The sequence below is a fragment of the Clostridium sp. YIM B02551 genome (genome assembly GCF_022324735.1).
In the GTDB taxonomy this organism is placed as follows: Bacteria; Bacillota; Clostridia; order Clostridiales; family Clostridiaceae; genus Clostridium_T; species Clostridium_T paridis.
The window spans coordinates 275,414-299,792 of sequence record NZ_JAKGTF010000002.1 but is presented as its reverse complement, the minus strand read 5'-3'; the positions used below and the strand labels follow the sequence as shown (position 1 = coordinate 299,792).

Genomic DNA, 24,379 nt, shown 5'->3' with positions numbered 1-24,379 from the left:
AGGGGGAGAAACATGAACAGGTTATCTAAAAAGCTCGTTGGAATTGTCACAATGGCTTCTATGATAGTAACAGCTTTACCAGCAACAAGTGTATTTGCTTATGATAAAAGTCAAACAGTTCATGCACTAGGAAATTCGCATATAGATGCTGCATGGAACTGGAGATATGAAGAAACTATAAGAGAAGTTAATACAACATTTAAAAGAGCACTTGATTTAATGGATGCTAATCCAGATTATAAATTTACGCAATCTTCTTCTAAATTTTATCAATGGGCAGATGAATATTACCCAGAGTTAGCAAAGAGAATTAAGGAGAAAGTGAAGTCAGGAAATTGGGAAGTTGTAGGTGGACAAGTAATTGAACCAGATTTGAATACTACAAGCGGAGAATCTTTAGTTAGACAATCATTATATGCTCAGCAATATTTTAGAGATAACTATGGACAGACTGCAAAAGTTGGATGGGTTCCAGATGTATTTGGTTTTAACTATAATATGCCACAGATACTTAAGAAAAGCGGAATGGATTATTTTATAACAACAAAATTAAATTGGAATGACACTAATAAATTTCCATATGAATCTTTCAATTGGAAAGCTCCAGATGGAAGTGAAGTTCTTACCTATAAGCCAACTTTTGATTACTCATTTAGTGGAAGCGCTATAACTCAATCGAATGTATCAAGTACAATGAATTATCCAAGTTCTAAGGGACTTTCTGATAGTATACTTTTATATGGATCAGGAGATCATGGTGGTGGACCTAATAATACAGATTTAACCAACTTCAAAAATATAAATAGTAAGGCTGATGCTCCAAATGTTGTATTTGATACAGCTTTGAATTCTTTTAGTAAAATTGAAGCTAAGGCTGATACTTTACCAACTGTAGATGATGAGCTATATTTAGAAAAGCATAGAGGAACCTTAACCTCTGCAGCATATATGAAAAAATATAATCGTGAAAGCGAGATAAAGGCAGAAGAATCAGAAAAACTTAGTTCTATCGCAACGTTGTTAGGATCAGAAAGCTATCCTCAAAGCAAGATTAATAAGGCTTGGGATAAAACAAATTTAAATCAATTCCATGATGTTTTACCAGGATCAGCAATAACTGCAGTATATAATGATGCCTTTAATGATGCAGAAATAGCATTAAATCAATTAGGTGGAACAATGAAGAATGCCATGAGTGGAATAGCAAGTAGAGTAAATACTGATGGAGAAGGAAAAGCATTAGTATTATACAACCCACTTTCTTGGGATAGGGAAGATTCTGTTGAATCAGATGTTATACTTTCAGCTGCTGATAAAGATATAACTATTTTAGATGAAAACGGAAAAGAGGTACCAAGCCAAATAGTAAACAAGAACGGCGCAAAAGTTACTGTTTCCTATAAAGCAAAAGTACCTGCAATGGGATATACAGTTTATCGAGCAGTAGAAAAAACTTCTACAGCTAAAAATAATACTATTACTGTAGATAATACCAATAAAATAATAGAAAATCAATTCTTTAAACTAAAATTAGATACAAAAACAGGAAATATTTCTAGTCTTTATGATAAGGTTAATGGAAGAGAAGTATTTGAATCAGGGAAACAAGGTAATGAACTACATGTCCTAGAAGACACTCCAAGAGAATGGGATGCTTGGGATGTTGATGGAGATGATATGAGAAGTACTCCATATGTTATAAATGACCTTGTATCTATTGATCTTGTTAATAATGGACCTAATAAAGCTACATTCAGAGTCACCAAGAAATGGTCAAGTTCTACATTTGTACAAGACATATCTCTTTACTCTGATACAAATAGAGTAGATGTAGGAATGAATGTTGACTGGAATGAATATCAAAAACTATTAAAAGTTGCATTCCCAATGAATATAGCAAATCCAGAAAAAGCAACTTATGAAATAGCATATTCATCAATAGATAGAAGTACAGATAAGAGTAGTTCAAAATTCGAAGTTTCAGGGCATAAATGGGCAGATATCTCAAAGGATGGATATGGTGTATCAATATTAAATGATAGCAAATATGGATGGAATACCTTTGGAAATGTTATGCGTTTAACATTATTAAAGGCTGCAAATGATAGAGGTGGAGTAGAGGATAGAGGACATCAAGTAATTAATTATTCTATATATCCACATGCAGACGATTGGAAAGCAGCTAATACAGTTAAAAAAGGATATGAGTTTAACTATCCAATAATTTCTCAAGAAGTTGATAGTCATACAGGAGATTTAGCTAAAACTCAATCATTTGGTAAGGTTGATAAAGACAATGTTATATTAACCGTATTAAAGAAAGCTGAAAAATCTGATGATTATATCATAAGATTATACGAATCAAAGGGTGAGGCATCTACAAATGTTAAAATAAATCTTCCAGCAGGAATTGAAAGTGCTGTAGAGACTAATTTAATTGAAGACAATTTAGAGGGGGCACCAGCACCAGGAATAAGTGGAAATACCCTCTCAACAACCCTTGGAAAATATGAAATAAAGACCTTTAAGGTGAAGTTTAATAATTCATCATTATTTAAAGATGAAAAGCCAATAGTTAAGCCATTAGATTTAAGTAAGGACTTTAATATAGATGCAATAACTTATGATGCAAATAGAAAAGATGGTGACTTTAATGGTAAAGGTGAAACCTTCTCGGCTGAGTTAATACCAGATAAGGTTGTAAGTGAAGACATTAGCTTTAATATTGGTTCAAAAGATGATGGAGCTAAGAACTTCATTCAAGCAAAAGGGCAAAGTATACAAGTTCCTCAAGGAGAAAAACATGGCTTCCTATATCTTTTAGGTGCATCTGCAGGTGGAAGAAATGATGGAGAATTTAAGGTGAATTATAAAGATGGTTCATCTACCATCAAAGATATGAGTTTTACTGATTGGCAAGCAACCATAGGGAATGATCAAAAGACATATGTTAGGGATAATATTGCAATAAACCTAACACATACTCATGTTCCTACTGGAAACACTTATGATATAGACAATAATCTTTTTGTTTACAAGATAGCACTAGATGGAAATAAAGAAATAAAAGATATACAATTGCCAGATGCACAAGGAATTAAGATCGCAGCAATGAGTTTTGTTGATGGAGATATACTAGCAAATTCTGATACAGAAGCGCCATCAAAAGTTCAAAATCTTAAAGTTACTGGTCCAAAAGAGTATTATTCTCCATATTTAGATTTATCTTGGGATGCTGCAAGTGATAATATTGGTGTAGCTAATTACATGGTGTACAGAGCATCAAAAGAAGATTTGTCAGATTTGAGATTGGTTGGAGTAGCTGATAATACAAATTATAGAGATGAAAATGTTGAACAGTTAGGCAAATACACTTATATTATTAAAGCTGTGGATTTTGAAGGTAATACAGGAGAAGCTTCAGAGAAAGTAAGTCACTATGCGTGTGGAAATATCGCATTAGGATCTACTGCAACAGCTGATGGATCCATGAATGAGAGTGAGAGTCCTCAAAAAGCTGTAGACGGAGACCTTACAACAAAATGGTGTATAAATACAGGTAAGATTGAACCACACTGGATAACTATTGATCTAAAACAAGAGCGTACAATTGATGGATTAAAACTTTTCCATGCGGGTGCAGGTGGAGAATCAGCAACTTGGAATACTAGTGATTACACTGTATTAGTTGGAAATGATTTAAACAATTTAACAGAAGTAGACAAAGTAACAAATAATGTTAAAAATACTACTGAACATCAATTTACAACTCCTGCAAAGGGAAGATATATAAAGATAAATATAACTAAACCAACAGCAGATGGCAATGCTGCAGTAAGATTATATGAGATAAAAGTATTAGGAGACGATAAGGATTTCGTTGCATCAGTTCCTGAAGAAGCACCAGCTATTAAGGATGTGAAACAGGAAAACACTTCTGTTATAGTAAACTTTAATGAAGTAGCTAAAGCTGATAGCTATATATTGGAGTATGGTACAGAAAAAGGAAAGTATACTAATAAAATTGAAAATATAAATACAAATACTATTTCATTAAGCGGATTAACAATAGGAGCAACTTACTACTTTAGAGTAACTCCAGTTAATATTATTGGACAAGGTAAGCCTTCTGAGGAAGTTAGTTATACTGTTAGAAAACCAGTAATAACAACTGTAGATTTAAGCAGTTCATTTAATTTAGATGGAATAGCAACAATAGAAAATAAAGCAGATGGTAGTTTTGACGGACAAGGATGGGCATATGATGGTGCTACTATTCCAGAATCAATAACTTATGAAAACTTGCTATTTAAATTAGGTTCAAAGAAAGATGGAGATAAAAATGTAATTAAATCGCTTGGACAAGAAATTACATTACCATCAACTAATGCAAATAAGATATACTTCTTAGCAGCATCAAATAAGAGTAATCCACAAACAGCAAATGTAGTAGTAACTTATGATGATGGAACTACTGACAATAGACAATTTATTGTTAGTGATTGGTGTAAGAGTGCAGCAACAAGTAGTGGTGAGGTTTCTGTACTATATAGTGAACAAAGAATTCAGAATTCTTCTGGTTATACTGGTCCTGCAACAAATATATATATGAATAGTATAAGTGTAGATCAATCTAAGAAACTTAAGAGTGTAACATTACCTAACAATGATGGCATTAAGATATTTGCTATGACATTAACAGGTTTAGATGCTGAGACTCCTAAATCAGATAATGCCTACTTGAGTGGAATTAAGATTGGAGATCAAGACTTAGCTAATTTCAACAAAGAAACTTATGAGTATAATGTTATACTTCCATGGAATGAAGCTAGTGCACCAAAAGTTTCAGGAATTGCAGAAGATTCGAAGGCAACTGTAGATGTAACTCAAGCAGAAAAGGTCCCAGGAACAGCAGTAATTAAGGTTAAGGCAGAAGACGGAACAGAGAAAGACTACAAAATTAATTTTGTAAATGAAGTATCATTAAATAAGGTTGAATTAAGTGCAGATACTTTAGCTCTTGAAACTGAAAAAACAACAAATCTTAAGATAAAAGCAACTTTAAGTGACGGAAGTGAAGCTGATAATAGTAAACTTAAGGTTCAATATACAGTCGGAGATTCACAAGTTTTAACTGTTAAAGATGGGGTTGTTACTGCATTAAAGGCAGGAGAAACTACTGTTAAAGCATCAGTTACCTTAAATGAAAAAGTAGTAGAATCTAATACAATTACTATAAAGGTTACTGAAAGCGCAATGGAACCTGTAGTTGCATCACTTACGCCAAATAAGAAAGTTGTTAATGTAGGGGATGAAGTAGAATTTAAGGTTTCAGCTGATAAGGCAAAGGATTTAGCAGGATTTGATTTCACACTTTTATATAATAAAGAGTTATTTGAGTTAACTAAAGTTTCAGCAAATGAAAAGTTTGGATTTAGTGATTACAATGTGACTTCAAATGGAGTTAGAGTATTAGGCACTATTGTAGGAAATAATCCAGGAATAAGTGAAAAGACAGACTTGGTGACATTTACCTTTAAGGTTAAAAAGACAGATAAAAATATGGAATTTGTTTTGAATAAGGGAGCAAATTACACTGATGTTAACGGTAAGATTTTCACTTCTACTGAAGATGTAAAAACTTCACTTAATACTATGCGTAGTGCAGATACTAATAATGATGGTAAGGTTATGATAGATGATTTGACAAAAGTAGCTAGAAGATTTGGTCAACCAGTAACAGGAGAAAATGAAAAGTATGATTTAAATTATGATGGAGCAATTGACATTCAAGATATAGCTATAATTGCAAAGACAATTTTAGGCAAATAATGTGGAGGGAGGAGCTGTTTCAAAAGAAAAATATACTACTTTTGGGCAGCTCTTTTCCTAAAAATAATTTTATGAATTAATTATAAGGGTGATAGTTATGGAAAGAGCAAATGAAATAATAAATATGTTACTTTCTGAAAATGATTATTTAACGACAAATGCAATTGCTGATAGACTAAAAGTTTCTAATAAAACTATTAGAAATGAATTTAATAAAATTGAGGAAATAATAACTAAATACAATTTAGAACTAGATAGAAAACCAGGAAGTGGAGTTTCAATTATAGGGAATGAGTTAGATATTATTAGTTTAAAGGAAGTAGTAAAACATATTAAAAACATAGTACCTTATTCATCAGAGGAGAGAAGGAATTATATACTAAATAGACTTTTTAAAGACAACACTAATTTAACAATAAGACAATTAGCCACAGAATTATATGTAAGTAAGTCTACAATTCATAAGGATTTAATTCTAGTTTCAGAGTGGCTTTCAGACTTTGATCTTACGCTTATTAAGAAACCAAACTTAGGAATTGAAATAGAAGGAAAAGAACAAGATTGGAGAAGTGCATTTATTACGTTATTGTCTACGTTAAATAATAGTGAAAGCAACGATTATGTATTTAAAGATAATTTAAATATTAATAGCAGGTTGGATGGGACTGTTTTAAATAAATTAAATTCTATAAGTCAATTAGATTATTATATAATTGAAAAAATTCTTTCAGAAGCAGAAGAAGAGTTACAGTATGATTTTTCAGATGAGGCGTTTATAAATTTAATGATTCATATAGCATTGAGTATAAAAAGAAAAGAGACAAAAGGAAGTTCTAATATAGCCAAAGGTTTAATTAATCCAATTGAAGGCAAAAAGGAATATGAAGCAGCTAAAAGTATAATAAGAAAAATAAATGTATATTTTAAAGTTAAACTGCCAGAATATGAAATTTACTATATAACTGTCCACATATTAGGATCTAAAAGATATGAACAAATTGATTCACCTATAGTCACAAATATAGAAAATAAAAAAGAGGATTTGTCAGTTACAATTGCTAATGAAATTATAGGTATTATTGAAAATTATTTAGGAATTTATTTGCAAGAAGACAAGCAATTCAAGAATGCACTTATAATGCATCTTAGTCCAACAATAAATAGAATTAAATACGGATTAACTTTAAGAAATCCAATAACAGATGATATAGAGGAAAATTATCCAGAAGCATATGGGATAGCGTGGCTTAGTAATACAATATTTAAAAAGTATTTTGGAAAAATTATTTCAAGAGAAGAGTTAGGATATTTGGCACTCCATATAGCAGCGGCTATTGAAAGAAATAGAAAGCCATTAAAAGTAGTAGTTGTGTGTTCGAGTGGAATAGGAACCTCGCAGTTATTAGCTCTTAAGATAAAGAGACATTTTAGTGACATACAAGTGTTGGATGTAATTTCAGCATTATCAATTAAAAAGATGGATTTGAATGGAGTTGATCTTATAATATCAACAGTTGCAACAAATGTGAAAATTCCACAGATACTTATAAGTCCTCTGCTTTCTGAAAAAGATATAAGAAAATTAGAGATTGTAATAAACTCAATAAAAAACAAAACTCCTAACTTAGACAAGAAATCTGTAATTAATGAGGATTTCATATATATTAATGAACAATATAATAGCAAGGAAGAACTAATAAAAGATATATGTGAAAAATTAAGAAATCGAAGTTATATAAATGATGGATTTCTACAAAGCATTTTGGAAAGAGAGGAAAAATACACTACAGAAGTGGGAAATGGAGTTGCAATACCCCATGGAAACTTTAAATATGTTAATGCACCTATAGTTGTATACATTAAGCTTAAAGAACCGATTAAATGGAAGGAAGCTCAGGTTCAAATAGTATTATTAGTATGCACTAGGGAAAAAGATACTACACAGTTCATAAAATTCTTTAGAAATTTTTATCAGGTTCTTGAATCTGAAGAAGAAATTAGAAAGTTAGCAAGTTATATTGATAGAGGGATGGTTAAAGAATATTTAGATAATGTCTTTTATGAAATTTAAAAGAGTATAATTTGAAAATCACTAGGAACATATGTTTTTAGTGATTTTTTTTACTGTTTAATTGTATGGAATTTACCACATCATTCTGTGAATAATAGTAAACGGTTAAACCGTTGAAATCAGTGGGGTTTGGAGTATAATTAAGATATGGAAATAAGTGGTAATTACTAAATATATAGAAGTTAAAATAGATAGCTATAACTATTTAATAGAGAAGGAAAGGATGTTTTTATGATAGTAGATGAAAGACTAATTGAACTTGAACTTAACGTAAAGGATAAAAATGAAGCAATAAATAAATTGGCAGAAATGGCAGCTAAGGCCAATAAGATATCTTCAGTAGATGAATTTGTGAAATCGGTATTAATGAGGGAGGAGGAATTTTCAACAGGGGTAGGAAATGGTATTGCCATACCTCATGGCAAAAGTAAGGCAGTAAATGAAGCAATGATAGTACTTGGAATATGTAAGAATTTTATAGAATGGGATTCTTTAGATGGAGATCCGGTCAAGATAATTTTTATGCTAGGGGTACCAGAAGAAAATGCTAATAACATACACCTAAAGATATTATCGAATTTATCAAGAAAGCTTATGGATGAGGATTTTGTAAGGCGATTAAAAGAAAGTAAAACAATAAAATCAGTACTAGAAATATTAAATGAAATTGAAATAAAGAATATCTAGAATATCTTTATCTTGTGAGGATAATTGATATAAATAAATGAAGGGAGAAATGAAAATGAAAGAGGAATTAAAGCGACTAAGGGAGTATCTAATGACAGGGGTATCGTACATGATACCAATAGTAGTAATCGGAGGAGTTTTTATAGCGTTATCTATTGCTCTTAGCGGAGTTCAAGAAGGTCAAGGAGCAGTTGTAACTAATCCATTTTTGACAAAGTTAATGGATATTGGTAGTGCATCATTCTCTTTAATGGTTCCAGTGCTTGCAGGATTTATTGCTTATGCAATTGCTGATAGACCAGGTTTAGCACCAGGATTAGTTGGTGGTGTTTTATCTAATAATATCAAGGCTGGTTTTTTAGGTGGAATTATAGCAGGTTTGCTCGCAGGATATATAGCTAGATGGATTAAAGGATGGAAGGTAAATAAAAATTTAAGACCAATAATGCCTATATTTGTAATACCATTATTAACTTCTTTGGCAGTAGGATTGTTAATGTTATTTGTAATTGGTAACCCAATAGCATCATTAATGGCATCTATGACTGAAGGCTTAAAATCAATGAGTTCTGGAAATTCAGTTTTATTAGCAATTGTAATGGGTGCTATGATAGCATTTGATATGGGTGGCCCAGTAAACAAGGTTGCGTTTATGTTTGGTTCAGCTATGATTGCTGAAGGCATATATACTGTAATGGGTCCAGTAGCAGTAGCAATTTGTATTCCTCCACTAGCTATGGGAGTTGCAACATTATTAGCACCTAAAAAATATACTAGAGCAGAGAAAGAGGCTGGTAAAGGTGCACTTGCAATGGGGCTGATAGGAATAACAGAGGGAGCTATACCATTTGCAGCTGGTGATCCTTTAAAAGTTATACCATCAATAGTAACTGGTTCAGCTGTAGGAGCTGCAATAGCAGCAATAGGAAAGGTTGGAGATCATGCACCACATGGTGGACCAATAGTTCTTCCTGTAGTTGACAACAGAGTAATGTTCATAATTGCAGTTTTAGTTGGAATAGCAGTAGCTGCAATAATGGTTAATTTATTGAAGAAGGAAGTTCCTGAAGAGGAATTGGATGATTTGGAAGTAGAAGACTAGAAATAGTTAAAATATTATTTGGTAAGTGAAAAGAAAAGGGGAATTATTTATGAATATTGTTGCTATAACAGCATGTCCAACTGGAATTGCACATACTTATATGGCTGCTGAAGCCTTAGAAAAAGCTGCAAAAAAGTTAGGACACAAGATTAAAGTTGAAACTCAAGGATCAATAGGAATTGAAAATAGAATTACAGAAAAGGAAGCTAAAGCTGCTGACTTAGTGATTTTTGCAGCAGACGTTGCAGTAAAGGAAGAGAAAAGATTTAATGGCAAAGTGATTTATAGAGTTGAAGCTCAAAAAGCTATTAAAAATCCAAAGGATGTAGTTCAGAAGGCAGTAGAGCTTATAAAGGAATAATTTCAAGTTTTAATTATAGTTAAGTTAGTTAAATGTTGTAATAGTTTATAGACACAGTGTAGAAAATACAAACTTTTTGGTTATAAACACCTCCAAACTAGTATAGATATACTTAAGGAGGTGTTTATTTTATGGACTCCTCAATATAAGTAAGATAACGTTAAAGGAGCTCAAGTGAATGAAGTAATATTTATTGTAATACTATACATTTCAATTGCAATTCATGAATTTGGACATCTTATAGCATTAAATATATTTAAAATTAGAGTGAAAAAATATCAGGTTGGAATAGGGGCCAGTATATTAAATTTTTATATAAAAGGAATAGAGTTTAATTTAAAGCTTATACCTATAGGTGGAATGATAATGCCTCAAGAGGAAGACTATGAAGAAATGAAATTAAGTAATAAATTAATTGTATGTTTAAGTGGAATCTTAGCAAATTTAGCTATATCAATTTTAGGATTATTTATATATGCTAAAGGTGATATCAATATAGTTATTACAATAATAAGTGATACATTTATACTTGTTAAAAACTATCTAAGTTTTGATAAATTAACCTTCTACGATAATAGTTTTTCATTATTATTAACTGATGAGGTAAATAGCGTAAGTTCAATAATATTAAATCAAACAGTTTTAATTAATTTTGGGCTTTTTTTATTGAACTTAATTCCTATACCTCCTCTAGATGGAAGCAAACTTATAACTGAACCACTCTCTCTTTTTTTTATTAAATTAGGTATTAGTAAAGCTAAGATTATTAGTGCTATAAATGTCATTTCAGTTTTAGGGATTGTATTAATGTTTATACCTACAACCTCAAATATAATTTTGAGATTTATTAGAGATAGTATCAGAATATCAACTATATTTTATATAATAATAGTAATTTTAATTTGTTTGATTATTTTAGAAATTAAAACAGAATACTTATCTAAAAAATTTTTTAAAAAATAAAGGGAAACAACTTATAATTGTTTCCCTTTCACTTTTTATAGGTTAAGCTCCTTCATTCATTAGTTTATATTGAGACATGTAAAGTGAATAATAGGAACCTTTTAATTCGATTAATTCATCGTGAGTTCCACTTTCAATAATCTGGCCATCATCAATAACCATGATTCTATCACAATCTCTAATGGTAGAAAGTCTATGAGCTATAACAAAAGATGTTCTTCCAGTAAGAAGTTTCTCAATTCCTTGCTGAACAAGTTTTTCAGTATGAGTATCAATATTTGAGGTAGCTTCATCTAGAATTAATATCCTTGGATTTGCAAGGAGTGCTCTAGCAAAGGAAAGTAGTTGTCTTTGACCAACTGACAATTTTGAACCTCTCTCACTTACCTCAGTATCATATCCCTTTTCAAGCTTCATTATAAAATCATGAGCATTAACAGCTTTAGCTGCTGCAATTACTTCTTCATCTGTAGCATTTAATTTACCATAACGTATATTTTCTTTTATAGTGGAAGAAAACAAGAAGGTATCCTGAAGCATTATTCCCATTTGGCTGCGAAGAGATTCTAAGTCCATGTGCTTAATGTTCTTATTATCTATTAGGACTTTACCGTTAGTTGTATCATAAAACCTACTTATAAGATTAACAATGGTTGTTTTTCCAGCACCAGTAGGTCCAACTAGAGCAATATTTTCCCCAGGGTTAACCTTAAAGCTAACGTTGTTTAAGACTTTTTTCTTAGAATCATAGCTAAAGGATACATCTTTGAATTCCACAGTACCTTTTATTTCAGGGAATACTTCAGCTGAATCTATAGAATATATATCTGGGTTAATTTCCATGATTTCAAATATTCTTTGGGCAGCAGCGAAATTAGTAATTAGTGTATTATAAAAGTTGCTTATATTTACAATTGGTCTCCAAAACATCCCGATATACATAGTAAAAGCAATTAAGGTTCCTATTGTTATTTCATTAGAATCAATTAGTCTTATACCGTTTAGGAAAACAATTATGGTACCAATTCCCCAAGATAGTTCAACAAGAGGCCAAAAGAAGTCATTGTATCTAACAGCATCCATGAATCTATCTAACATATCAGTTAGCAAAGTGGAGAAGTTTTTATTTGTTAAGTTTTCATTTGCGAAACATTGAACTATTTTGACTCCAGAAAAATTTTCGTGAGTATAGGCATTTAAATTAGATCTTTTACTTCTATAGACTTCCCACTTCCTTCTAGAAATTGTCTCAATTGAAAACATTAAGATAAATAGTACAGGGAGTAGTGCTATAGATGCCAATGCTAACTTAGCATTCATAAAAAACATAATAAAGGTAACACAAATTAAACTTAGTAATTCAGGGATAAGACTTGTAACACTGTTAGTGAACAAGTCTCCAAGAGCATTTACATCCCCTATAACTCTTGCCAGGATTTTCCCAACTGGCCTTGAGTCAAAGAATGCAAAGCCAAGCTTTTGTATATGAGTATATAAATCATTACGTATATTTACAAGGGCATTATTTGTAACAGAAGACATTATTAATATTCTAAATCTTGAAGCAATCATAGAAGCAACATTTAAAGCAATAAATAATAGTGCTAAAAGCATCAATCCAGTGTAGTCATTGTTACCAATGTATTTATCAATAGAAATCTTTAGAAAATATGGATTTACAAGTCCTACAATCATTACAAATATTAAAAGTAATATTACTATAAAAACCTTAAGACCATAGGGTTTCAAATAAGAGAATAATCTTTTTAAAACTTTAGTTCTTGGTAAGGTTAGTATCATCTCATCTTGTTTTGTGGAGTTTATACTCATGCGATCACCTCCTGAGTAATAGTTTCAAAATCTTTAAATTGTTCTTTGTAAATTTCATAATACTTTCCTCTTAGCTTTATTAGCTCATCATGAGTACCTTTTTCAACTATTTCACCATTTTCAAGGAAGAGTATTATATCAGCATTTTTAACAGCAGAAATTCTATGAGCAATGATAAATACAGTAGATTTATCATTTAAGGAGTTAAGGTTTTTTAGAAGTTGAAATTCGGTTTCCATATCTAAAGCAGAAGTAGCATCATCAAGTATAATAATTGGAGCTCTTCTAACTAGTGCTCTAGCAATAGATATTCTTTGCTTTTGCCCACCTGATAAACCTAATCCTCTTTCACCAATTACAGTGCTATAGCCTTCAGGGAGTTTAGATATAAATCTACTTGCACAGGCTAGGTTTGCAGCTTCAATAATTTGTTCATCACTCGCATTTCTATTTCCAAAACGAATATTTTCTTCTATGGTATCAGAGAATAGGAAGACATCTTGAGGAACTATAGCAATATTACTTCGAAGGTCATTGAGTTTAATATTTTTAACATCAATTCCATCAATCAATACTTTTCCTTTTGATACATCATAGTATCTTCCAAGTAGGTTAATTATAGATGTTTTTCCGGAGCCAGTAGTTCCCATTATAGCAACTGTACTTCCAGCTGGAATTCTTAGATTGATATTATTTAGTACTTCCTCTTCACCATATTTAAAAGAAACATCTTTGAAGTCAATATTACCGCTAACTTTAGGTAGAGTGACTGAGTCAGAAGAATCTTTTATAGCAGGTTCAATATCCATTATTTTAAATATTTTGTTAGCTGAAGCATTATTTTGAGCAATTATATTTATAAGCCATCCAAGCATTCTCATCGGCCAGATTAAGTTCCATATATAGCCACTGAATGCTACTAAAGTTCCTAAAGTAATCTCTTTATTTATTACAAGAATTCCTCCTAAAGCAATCATAATTACTAAAGAAATGTTAGTTAAAAGTTCAATTGGAGGAAAATAATCAGCAGTAATTTTTGCTTGCTCCATATTAAGCTTAAAGTTCTTGTGATTCATTTTAAGAAACTTAAGAATCTCATGTTTTTCTCTACCGAAGGCTTTTACAAGTCTAACACCTGAAATGTTTTCTTGAGCAGTTGTATTTATAACAGCATTTTGATCACTAATTTTTTCATAAGAATCTACTATTTTTGATTCAAGTTTTATAGCGATATAAGCAATTGGAAGCATTATTAGTATACATGCTAAAGCAAGTTTCCAATCAAGATAAAGTAATATAACACTGCTGAATACAAAGTATAGAGAATTTTCAACGAATAATCTTAAACCAAATCCTATGGCTCTCCAGATATTTTCTATATCTTCACCAATTCTAGACATAAGTTCACCAGTGTTCATTTTGTCAAAGTAACCAAAGGGAAGTTTTTGAATGTGAGCAAATAATTCTTCCTTTAAATCTTTAGTTACCTTAGCAGACAAAAGATCAAATAAATATTCTTTTATATAACCAAAAATAGCTTTAATTATATTAATAACTATTATTCCGCCTATTAAATAAGGGATTAAAGTTCTATCTCCACCAGTAATTACTTTATCAATAAATAGTTTTTGAACATAAGGTTCAAACAAACATACCACAATAACAAGAAGCATTGAAAAGGTAGGTATAGCGAGTAACCATTTGTGTTTAAAAATATAATTTAGTATACGTTTCATAAAAGTGTAACCTCCTTTTAAAATGATTTTATTTGAAAAAATACATTCTCCGCGCTAGCAATGGAGAGCATTTTTATTAACAAAAATGAAAAAGCCATGGATATACCATGGCTAAAAACGTAAAAAAACGTATAAAAAAACCATGGAACAATAGTCCATGGTGTAATAAACCCTTTTTATTAATTACTTATAATAAAAGAGACAGGACTATCGAATATTTTATTTAGTTTTGTTAAATTGTTAAATCTAAATATGGTTAACATATTTCCTACCTCCTTAAATTATTTTTGTGATACAAGTAGAATAACATCATTGGAAATGCCTGTCAATAAAAAATACTAAAAATTTAATCTTTTTATAATATAATTAAAATAATGAATATTCCAAAATTTATAAAATAATGATTTATATTTTGTCAGAAATAAAAAAGTTATATACGTATTAATGGTATAGGAGGTGGAAGCCATGGAAGATATTGATATAGTGAGAGGAATTATGTGCGGTAATCCTGAGGCTATTAAAGAATTAAACAGTAGGTATGGGAAAATATTATTTGGAGTTTTAAATAAAGTATTACATGAAGCCTATGAAAGAAATGAAATAGAGGAATGTTTTAATGATTTATTGATGACCATATGGAATAAAATAGTTTTCTATAGAGAAGATAAGGGAAGCTTACTAAACTTTCTTGTGGCAGTTGCAAAATATAAAGCTATTGATTATAAAAGAAAACTTGTGAAACAAAATAGTCAGTTAGAGCTTAAAGAGGAATTTTTACTTGAGCAAGAGTATCAAGAAGATGGATTTAATTATGATAGTGATGAAGGATTTTATAACTTAATTAAAAGCTTAAAGGAAGAAGAAAAACAAATATTTATAAAAAGATATTTATTTGAAGAATCTATAGAAAAGATTGCAAAAGATATAGGTAAGTCCAATGATTATATTTATCAAAAATTATCAAGAGGAAGAAAAAAGATAAAGTTAGAATTGGAGGTGGCACCATGTTAGAAGATAAGATAATAAGTGAATTAAATGGTATTAATTTTAGTATAGATGAGCTAAAAGAATATGAAGATTGGGGAACAATAAGTGATGAAAAATTGAGTGAAATATCTTATGATGTTCAAGCACGGTATTCTAGAGATAAGGTTAAAGATATAGGTAAATATGTAAGTGAGCTTTTACAAGAAGGAGAGTATATTGAGAAAACAGTAAAAGCTACAGATCCTAAGATATTAGAAACAATGATGGCATTTGGAGCAATGATGCCAGTGGCCTTTATAGGTGGTGGAAATATAAAATATAGCCACATAAACTTCTTTACCAATAGGAGAATTATTGTTGTTGGGTATAATGTTACATCTAATAGATACATTACTTATATATATGACAAAGAAGAAATAGTAGATATAAAAATGGATAAGAGTATTGCAATATATAGAAATGAAAAAAACAAGAAAAAAAGTAAATACGCAAAATGGGAATTTCTTGTTTCTATCAATTCAATTATGATATCATTTATGCTGTTTTTTTATCCATATTATTTATTAAAAAAGGCTACTGGATTTAGCAATGAAATAGTAGATGATATTGTAGGGTTAGTATGCATAATCTTAGGATATCAAGTAGGAAGGTATGTAAGACCAAGAGGAAATTCTGAGGTTATAATTGAGATGAAGGATGGTAAAAAGTTTGATTTTTACATTAGAAACTATAATTATAGAGAGATTAAGAATTACTTGAAGTATATGAATAAATAATTAAAATAAAACCCCACTAGAATATTTTCTAGTGGGGAAAATTTATTAATCTTCACTTTTACCTACATCAGAAAGAACTAAGCCTTTATTGTGATCTAATGCCCAAGAAATACCCCAGTCATTTTGGAATATTAATAGGTTTCTATCCTTTAAATCCTTAACCTTCTTTGTGTCTGAAGTTAAATTTAACGAGTCAATATCTATAGTAGTATTTTCAATCCATCTAACGTATCTATAAGAAAGTCTATCCATTTTAATATCTACATTATACTCACTCTTAAGTCTATATTCTAATACTTCAAATTGAAGTACACCAACAACACCAACTATTATTTCTTCCATTCCTACATGGATTTCTTTAAATACTTGTATTGCTCCTTCTTGAGCTATTTGAGTAACACCTTTAATAAATTGTTTTCTCTTCATAGTATCTACAGGTCTAACTCTTGCAAAGTGTTCTGGAGCAAAGGTTGGAATTCCTTCGAATTTAAACTTCTTACCGCTACATAAGGTATCACCAATAGAGAAAATACCTGGATCAAAAACTCCAATTATATCACCAGCATAAGCTTCTTCAATAATTTCTCTATCTTGAGCAAGGAATTGTTGAGGCTGTGATAATTTTATCTTCTTTCCACCTTGGATATGATGAACCTCAAGTCCTTTATCAAATTTACCAGAACAAATTCTCATAAAAGCAATTCTGTCTCTATGAGCTTTATTCATATTTGCTTGTATCTTAAATACAAAAGCTGAAAAATCCTTATTAAATGGGTCTATTTCTCCCATTGAAGAATTTCTAGGTAATGGAGCTGAAGTAAGCTCTAAAAAGTGTTGTAAAAATATTTCTACACCAAAGTTTGTTAGAGCTGAACCAAAGAACACTGGAGATAATTCTCCTGCTTTAACTTTTTCTATGTCAAATTCATCTCCAGCAACATCTAACAATTCAATGTCTTCTTTAAGTTTATCATGAAGCGGTGCTCCTAAAAGATCTCTAAATGCAGGATCTTCGATGTTCCCTTCAAGCATTTCAACTTCAGTTTGACCGTGATTACCACCATTAAATACTGCAATTGCTTCTTTATCTCTTTCATAAACACCCTTAAAGTCCTTACCTGAACCTATAGGCCAGTTAAGTGGATATGATTTAATTCCGAGTTCATTTTCAATATCCTCTAATAATTGGAATGGATCTTGAGCTTCTCTGTCCATCTTATTTATGAAAGTAAATATTGGAATTCCTCTTAATGAACATACATGGAATAATTTTTTTGTTTGTTCCTCTACACCTTTAGCGGCATCAATTACCATTACAGCAGAATCTGCAGCCATAAGTGTTCTATATGTATCTTCAGAGAAGTCCTGGTGTCCAGGGGTATCTAATATATTTATACAGTAACCTTGGTAATTAAATTGCATAACTGAGGAAGTAACAGATATTCCTCTTTGCTGTTCTATTTCCATCCAGTCAGAAACTGCATGCTTTGAAGCTTTTCTTGCTTTAACTGATCCAGCAAGTCTTATAGCTCCACCGTATAAAAGTAATTTTTCAGTTAGGGTAGTCTTACCAGCATCTGGGTGAGAAATGATAGCAAAGGTTCTTCTTTTCTCAATTTCTCTAATAAAATCTGCCACCTTGAGTTCCTCCTTAAGTGAATATATTAATCAAATAGAATTACTATCTTTAAAACAAACTACATTATATCAATTGAAGCGAGAAAATTCAACTAAAATAGAGGAACAAAAGTGTAGAGATTGAAGAAATAAGAGTGTATTTGATTTTGAACGAAATTCAAATATATGTTTATTTTCATTTTTAGAAATTTGCACTGCAATAAATAGAAGTATTATTATATAAGTAATAATAAAATATAGACATTCATTATGTCGAATTAGATTTGGGGGAATGAATAAAGTGTATAAGTTAGTATCTATTGATATAGATGGAACATTACTTGGAAGTAATAGACTAGTATCAGAAAAAACAAAGGAAGCAATCAAAAAAGCTACAGAGCTTGGAGTAAAAATTGTTATAACATCAGGAAGACCAATTAATAGAGTTATTGATTTAGTCAAAGAACTTGGATTAGATAAAGATGAAGAATATGTTATAGCCAATAATGGGTCTACAGTGCATAATACTAAGGATTTATCTATTATTTATGAAAGACACTTAAGAGGAAAGGATCTTAAAAGAGTATATAAAGTATTCAAAAGAGATGGACTAGCTTTTGAAGCTCATATGGATAGAGGTTCATTAGTAGAAAAAGATATTGTAAATGTATTGCCAAACAACTGGAGATTATCTTCTGAGGACACGAAGATAATTGATTTAAATAAAGAGTTAGATGATGAAGAGAAAGTCATTAAGTTTTTAATCATATCAAAAGTTGATGTGCTAGAAGATATATATGAGGACATAAATAAAAAATTTAGTAATGAATATAGTATTGTCAGAAGTTTTGATCATTTATGCGAGTTTATGTATAAGGGATGTAATAAAGCAACAGGGTTAATGGAGCTTGGAAAACATTTAGGGATAAAACAAGATGAAATAATGTCCATTGGTGATGAACTTAATGACTTTGAGATGATAGAATATGCAGGACTGGGAGTAGCAATGGGAAATGCTAGAGATGAAATTAAAAATATTGCAAACTATATAACAAAGAGCAATGATGAAGATGGAGTAGCTTATGCACTAGAAAAGTTTATAATTAATGCAAAATAACTAAAGACATTTATTATAGGAGGGTTAATCATGTACAAACTTATTGCTATTGATATGGATGGAACTTTGTTAAAAGATGATAAGAGCATATCTGAGATAACAAAAAAGAGCTTAAAAAGAGCCCAAGAATTAGGGGTAAAGATAGTGCTTACTTCAGGAAGACCAATTCAAGGTATAAAAAATTATTTAGATGAATTAGAGCTTACAGGAGAAGAAGATTATGTTATTGGATTAAATGGAGCCTTAATTTGTAAAACAAGTGATTATTCAGTTATAAGCAGTAATGCCACATTAACAGGGAAAGACCTAAAATATATTTATAATAAGGTAAAAGGACTTAACACATATATACATGCATTTACCAATAATGGTGACTTAGTTAATAAAATAAGCAAGTTTTCTGATAATGAAGAAAAGAGATTAAACATAAAGATAAAGCAAGTGAATATTCTAGAAGATGTGTTAGATAATGATGAAATACTTAAAGTAGTATTAGAAGAAGAGAAGGAAGTGTTGGATAGAATTACGCCAAAAGTTCCTAAGGAATTATTTGAAGAGTATAATGTTATTAGAAGCGTTGACTTTATGTTGGAATTTATGAATAGAGGGTGCAATAAGGCTTCAGGATTGGAGAAACTAGGTGAATATCTAGGAATTGCTAAAGAGGAAGTAATCGCAATCGGAGATGCAGATAATGATGTTGAAATGATTGAATATGCAGGCCTAGGTGTTGTGATGGGAAATGCCAAGGAAGAAATTAAAAGTATAGCAGATTTTATAACCAAGAGTAATGAAGAAGACGGAGTAGCTTTTGTAATAGAAAAATTCATAGTAGACTTAGCTAAAGGAGAGAAGTAATTTGAAGAATGAAAGATGGAAGCATGGTGGAGATATATATACTAATGGTGTATTTAAGGGAAAAGACCTTGTAGATTTTAGTTCTAATATAAATCCTTTAGGTGTTTCTGATTTACTTAAAGATTGCATAGAGGAATTATTTAGTGAAGTAGTGAGATATCCTGATTATCAGTATAGAGAATTAAAGGCAAGTATTAGTGAATACTTATTAAGATATGAGAATATAAATGTATCTAGTGATGAAATGATACTTGGGAATGGTGCCTCAGAGATCTTAGACTTAATTTTAAGTAAAATAAAAAAATTAGGAATAGTTGTGCCGTCTTTCGTTGAATATGAAGATTTTGCATTAAAGCATAGTGCAGAAATTGAATATATAAATTTGACTGAGGATTTTCAGTATGATTATAGTGAAATATTAAGCTCTTTAAAGAAGTTTGATGGAATAATCTTAGGGAATCCCAATAACCCTACTGGGAATATAATAAATAAAGAGAAATTTCAAGATATATTGAATTTCGCAGAGAAAGAGAATAAAAAGATTATAGTTGATGAGGCATTTGTAGAGTTCTCTAGATTAAATAGTTCATTAATAGATAAAATAGCTAGTTATAAATGCTTAGTAATTATTAGAGCATTTACTAAGTTCTTCGGTATGCCAGGAGCTAGACTTGGATATGGAATAACTAGTGATAAGGAATTTATAGAAGAATTAAAGAAATATCAGCTTCCTTGGAATGTAAATTCTTTTGCAGAAATAGCTTTAAAAAAATCTTACAAAGATGAGAAATATATAAGTAAAAGTCGAGAATGGATAGCTAATGAAATAAGTTATATGAAAAATGAATTAGCTAAGTTATCAATATTTAAAAAGGTTTATGACACAAATTGTAACTTCATTCTTTGTAAGCTAGATACAATGAAAACTAGTGAGTTATATGAAATATTATTAAACAAAGGAATACTTATAAGAAATTGTTCGAATTTTAAAAAGCTTGATGATACTTATGTAAGGTTTGCAATAAAGTCTAGAAATTTAAATAAATTACTAATAGATAATTTGAAGAATTTATAGAACATTTACAAAGAATAGTTAGTGTGATATTATTTATAAAACTGAATAGTATATCTTATGGTGCCTAGTAAAGATAGTATTTTCTAGATTAAGAGAAGTTATTTTGCTGGTTAAAAGGGAATTGGGTTAAAAGCCCAGGCAGCCCCCGCTACTGTATTGAGGATGAAACCTATATAAACCACTGAGGGAACAAACCTTGGGAAGGATAGGGAGTAGGATGAATCAAAGCCAGAAGACCTGCCTAAGATGTGATAAGGTAAATTTTTCGGAGGGAGAAAGGAAACCATTAAGTGATTAGCATTATGAAAGATAAAAGGAATTACATAGACTTATTTTATATTGCTAAAATGTTAGATTAATGTTTCCAGTGGGTATCCCACTGGTTTTTTTATTTATTATATATTATTGGGGGGATGAAGATGCACAAGAATGCTATGATTGAAGCAAAGACAAAGTTAGATAATTTAATTAAACCTATTGGTAGCCTTGGGGAATTAGAGAATATAGCAATTAAATTTGCAGGAATAACAGGCAAGGTAGAAAATGAAATAAATAAAAAAGCAATTGTTATTTTTTCAAGTGATAATGGTGTATGCGAAGAGGGGGTAGCATCAGCACCTCAAAGTGTTACTGCTATGCAGACAATAAATTTCCTAAGAGGAATTACAGGCATAGGGGTTCTTGCTAGAGTTAATAATTGTGATCTTAAAGTTATAGATATTGGGATTAATGAAGAAATTAATTATCCAGGTTTAATAAGAAAAAAAATAAGAAAAGGTACATCTAACATAGCAAAGGGTGAAGCAATGAATCTTGAAGAAGCAAACGAGGCTATTAATATTGGGATAGAAATAGCCCATGAACTAAAAAAGCAAGGGTATGATATTATCGGTACAGGGGAAATGGGAATAGGTAACACTACTAGCTCTTCTTCAGTACTTATTGCACTAACCAATTGTGATATTGACGAAGCTGTAGGAAGAGGAGCAGGGCTTAAAGATGATCAACTAACCTTAAAAAAGCAGGTTATCAAGAAAATAATAGAAGTTAATTCACCTATTAAAGAAGATCCTATGGATGTATTACATAAAGTTGGAGGCTTTGATATAGCTGGAATGGTTGGATTGTATCTTGGAGCTAAAAAGTATGAATTACCAATAGTTATAGATGGATATATTTCAGCAGTAGCAGCTTTAATTGCATATAGAATAGATCCTGAAACAAAGAGTTATATGTTCCCATCCCATATTTCAAAGGAACAGGGTTATAATATTGCAATTAATGAACTAGGATTAAATCCAATGTTAAATCTTTCAATGAGACTTGGAGAGGGATCAGGATGCCCACTTGCAATTAATATTATAGAAAACTCATTAAAAGTTATAAATGAAATGGGAACTTTTGAGGAAGGAAATGTAGATATAAAAGATTATAAAGACCTATGGAGGGAAGAAATATGATTTTAGTGACAGGAGGGGCCAGAAGTGGAAAGTCTTCTTTTGGAGAAGCGTTACTTAAGGATAAAGAAAAAGTATTATATATTGCAACATCAATACCTTTAGATGGTGAAATGAAGAAAAGAATACAAAAACATAGAAGTAGTAGAAATCCAAATTGGGATACATTAGAAGCTTATGAAGATATAGCTACAAAAATCAAAGATGCATATGATGGAATTATCTTAGATTGTATTACTGTTATGATTACAAATCTACTATTTATGAATATGGAATCTTTTGAAGAGGAAGATATAATTAAAGTTGATTATAGTAAAAAAGAAGAAGATATTTTAAAAGAAGTTTCTTTTATGATAAAGGAATTTAAAAATATTGAAGATAACTATGGGACAGAGATTATCATTGTTACAAATGAAGTTGGAGCAGGGCTTGTTCCAGAACATAAGTTAGGAAGAGAATTTAGAGATATTGCAGGAAGAGTAAATCAATATATTGCAAAAGAAGCAGATAAGGTATTTTTAGTTATAAGCGGTATACCAGTTAAGATTAAGGGGGAATAACCTTGAAAAATTTCATATTGATACTTCAATTTATGACTAGAATACCTATAAATATTAATTTAAAAGTTGAAAGAGAAAACTTTCAAAAAGGCGTAGCTTTTTTTCCATTAGTAGGACTTATTGTTGGTGTTTTAGAAGCAGCTATATTTTATATAGGTAGTAGAGTATTCCCTTTTAATATTTCTATTTTTATAACCGTAATTTCTCATGTAGTTATTACTGGTGCTATTCATATAGATGGTTTAGGTGATACCATAGATGGGATTTTTTCAGGTAGAAGTAAAGAGAAAATACTTGAGATAATGAAAGACTCAAGAGTTGGAACCTTTGGAGCATTAGGAATAATATTTTTAATAGTAGGTAAGATTAGTACACTCTCTTCAATAAACCCTATAGAAGTATATAAAGGTATCATTTTAGCACCTATCATTTCAAGAACTTTGATTACTCTTCTAATGTATAAAAGAAAGTATGCTAGAGAAAAAGAAGGCATGGGGGATTTATTTATTGGAGTATTAGAGAAAAAGAACTTTGTTATTGCATTATTGACAGGGATTACGTTGATTTCTATTATAGGAAGAAAAAAAGGAGTGATTTTACTAATCATTTGCTTTTTTTTCACAATACTATTTAGGAATTATATAGAGAAAAGAATAGGCGGGGTAACAGGAGACATATTAGGTGCATCAGTAGAATTAAATGAGTTACTGGTATTTTTGATTTATAGTTGTTATTTATTTTAGGAGAAAAAATGAAGATATTATTAGTTAGGCACGGAGAAACAGAAGGAAACTTCAAAGGTTTATATCAAGGGAAAAGTGAATACGCCTTAAATGAAGAAGGAGAGAAACAAGCAATTAAGTTAGGAGAATTACTTAAGGAATATAATATTTCAAAAGTATATTGCTCACCTCAAAAAAGATGTATAGAAACATTGCAATTAATGAATAAGAAGTTTAAAGATATAGTATTAAGCGAAGAACTTCGAGAAATCGATTTTGGGAAGTGGGAAGGCTTAAGTTATAAAGATATAGAAAGATTATTTCCTGGGGAATGGAAAAGTTTCATAGCAGATTATATCAGTTTTACATTCCCAGAAGGAGATTCCTTTAAGGATTTTTATTATAGATGTAATAGTTTTTTAGATAAACTCAGGAGTGATAAAGATAATGAAGTTATATTAATTGTCACTCATGGAGGGGTAATAAGAGCTTTGTTTAGTAGCATTTTGTCTTTAGGATTAAAAGGATTTTATAGAGTAAGTCCTATGCAGGGAGCTTATAGTGAAATAAATATTTTTGGTGGTGAAATAGAGATAAAGTATATTAATAAGGACAATTAGGGGAGGGG

The 24,379-nt window shown here is 30.5% G+C and carries 18 protein-coding genes and 1 riboswitch; of the genes, 15 read left to right on the top strand and 3 right to left on the bottom strand.

Annotated elements, in window-relative coordinates:
- Positions 1-12 precede the first annotated feature (12 nt).
- The 6 genes from L1S47_RS04070 to L1S47_RS04045 all read left to right on the top strand — a co-directional run bounded on the left by L1S47_RS04070 (position 13) and on the right by L1S47_RS04045 (position 11,016).
- A complete protein-coding gene (locus tag L1S47_RS04070) occupies positions 13-5,832 on the top strand; it encodes a glycoside hydrolase family 38 C-terminal domain-containing protein (protein WP_238882223.1) in 5,820 nt (1,939 codons plus the stop codon).
- A 97-nt stretch (positions 5,833-5,929) separates the two neighbouring features.
- Positions 5,930-7,903 (top strand): BglG family transcription antiterminator, encoded by a 1,974-nt coding sequence (locus tag L1S47_RS04065; protein WP_238882222.1) that lies wholly within the window; start codon positions 5,930-5,932, stop codon positions 7,901-7,903.
- Positions 7,904-8,134: 231 nt separating this feature from the next.
- Positions 8,135-8,590 carry a PTS sugar transporter subunit IIA gene (locus L1S47_RS04060; protein WP_238882221.1) on the top strand — a complete coding sequence of 152 codons (456 nt, stop codon included), beginning with the start codon at positions 8,135-8,137 and terminating at the stop codon, positions 8,588-8,590.
- Positions 8,591-8,645: 55 nt separating this feature from the next.
- Positions 8,646-9,692: a PTS fructose transporter subunit IIC gene (locus L1S47_RS04055; protein ID WP_238882220.1), complete on the top strand. Its 1,047-nt coding sequence runs from the start codon at positions 8,646-8,648 to the stop codon at positions 9,690-9,692.
- Between the two features lie 49 nt (positions 9,693-9,741).
- Complete coding sequence (locus L1S47_RS04050; RefSeq protein WP_238882219.1) at positions 9,742-10,053, top strand: PTS fructose transporter subunit IIB; 312 nt, start codon at positions 9,742-9,744, stop codon at positions 10,051-10,053.
- A 174-nt stretch (positions 10,054-10,227) separates the two neighbouring features.
- On the top strand, positions 10,228-11,016 hold the full coding sequence (locus L1S47_RS04045) for a site-2 protease family protein (protein ID WP_238882218.1): 789 nt from the start codon (positions 10,228-10,230) through the stop codon (positions 11,014-11,016).
- Between the two features lie 42 nt (positions 11,017-11,058).
- On the opposite strand, the gene L1S47_RS04040 is transcribed toward L1S47_RS04045, so the two are convergent.
- Both L1S47_RS04040 and L1S47_RS04035 read right to left on the bottom strand, forming a co-directional pair.
- Entirely contained in the window at positions 11,059-12,846 is a 1,788-nt protein-coding gene (locus L1S47_RS04040; protein WP_238882217.1) for an ABC transporter ATP-binding protein, read from the bottom strand.
- Positions 12,843-14,582, bottom strand: a complete 1,740-nt coding sequence (locus L1S47_RS04035; protein ID WP_238882216.1) for an ABC transporter ATP-binding protein — start codon at positions 14,580-14,582, stop codon at positions 12,843-12,845. The genes L1S47_RS04040 and L1S47_RS04035 overlap by 4 nt, the downstream gene beginning before the upstream one ends.
- A gap of 465 nt (positions 14,583-15,047) precedes the next feature.
- Between L1S47_RS04035 and L1S47_RS04030 the strand changes: the two genes are divergently transcribed.
- Together L1S47_RS04030 and L1S47_RS04025 are read left to right on the top strand one after the other, a co-directional pair.
- Entirely contained in the window at positions 15,048-15,593 is a 546-nt protein-coding gene (locus tag L1S47_RS04030) for a sigma-70 family RNA polymerase sigma factor (RefSeq protein ID WP_238882215.1), read from the top strand.
- Positions 15,587-16,345 carry a hypothetical protein gene (locus tag L1S47_RS04025; protein WP_238882214.1) on the top strand — a complete coding sequence of 253 codons (759 nt, stop codon included), beginning with the start codon at positions 15,587-15,589 and terminating at the stop codon, positions 16,343-16,345. The genes L1S47_RS04030 and L1S47_RS04025 overlap by 7 nt, the downstream gene beginning before the upstream one ends.
- 45 nt (positions 16,346-16,390) lie before the next feature.
- Here the strand turns inward: L1S47_RS04025 and L1S47_RS04020 are convergent, their stop codons facing one another.
- Positions 16,391-17,983, bottom strand: a complete 1,593-nt coding sequence (locus tag L1S47_RS04020) for a peptide chain release factor 3 (protein WP_238882213.1) — start codon at positions 17,981-17,983, stop codon at positions 16,391-16,393.
- A gap of 271 nt (positions 17,984-18,254) precedes the next feature.
- On the opposite strand from L1S47_RS04020, the gene L1S47_RS04015 reads away from it, so the two are divergent.
- The 7 genes from L1S47_RS04015 (at position 18,255) to cobC (ending at position 24,371) form a co-directional block, all read left to right on the top strand.
- The gene (locus tag L1S47_RS04015) at positions 18,255-19,079 is read left to right on the top strand and encodes a Cof-type HAD-IIB family hydrolase (protein ID WP_238882212.1); all 825 of its coding nucleotides are present in this window, start codon (positions 18,255-18,257) and stop codon (positions 19,077-19,079) included.
- Between the two features lie 30 nt (positions 19,080-19,109).
- The gene (locus tag L1S47_RS04010) at positions 19,110-19,937 is read left to right on the top strand and encodes a Cof-type HAD-IIB family hydrolase (protein ID WP_238882211.1); all 828 of its coding nucleotides are present in this window, start codon (positions 19,110-19,112) and stop codon (positions 19,935-19,937) included.
- 1 nt (position 19,938) lies between these two features.
- The gene (locus tag L1S47_RS04005; RefSeq protein ID WP_238882210.1) at positions 19,939-21,012 is read left to right on the top strand and encodes a histidinol-phosphate transaminase; all 1,074 of its coding nucleotides are present in this window, start codon (positions 19,939-19,941) and stop codon (positions 21,010-21,012) included.
- Positions 21,013-21,053: 41 nt separating this feature from the next.
- Positions 21,054-21,272, top strand: a riboswitch (cobalamin riboswitch).
- Positions 21,273-21,431: 159 nt separating this feature from the next.
- Positions 21,432-22,472 (top strand): nicotinate-nucleotide--dimethylbenzimidazole phosphoribosyltransferase, encoded by a 1,041-nt coding sequence (cobT, locus tag L1S47_RS04000; protein WP_238882209.1) that lies wholly within the window; start codon positions 21,432-21,434, stop codon positions 22,470-22,472.
- Positions 22,469-23,029: a bifunctional adenosylcobinamide kinase/adenosylcobinamide-phosphate guanylyltransferase gene (gene cobU / locus L1S47_RS03995; RefSeq protein ID WP_238882208.1), complete on the top strand. Its 561-nt coding sequence runs from the start codon at positions 22,469-22,471 to the stop codon at positions 23,027-23,029. Before cobT ends, cobU begins: the two co-directional genes overlap by 4 nt.
- A 2-nt stretch (positions 23,030-23,031) precedes the next feature.
- A complete protein-coding gene (gene cobS / locus L1S47_RS03990; protein ID WP_238882207.1) occupies positions 23,032-23,772 on the top strand; it encodes an adenosylcobinamide-GDP ribazoletransferase in 741 nt (246 codons plus the stop codon).
- 8 nt (positions 23,773-23,780) lie between these two features.
- The gene (gene cobC, locus L1S47_RS03985; protein ID WP_238882206.1) at positions 23,781-24,371 is read left to right on the top strand and encodes an alpha-ribazole phosphatase; all 591 of its coding nucleotides are present in this window, start codon (positions 23,781-23,783) and stop codon (positions 24,369-24,371) included.
- Positions 24,372-24,379 lie beyond the last annotated feature (8 nt).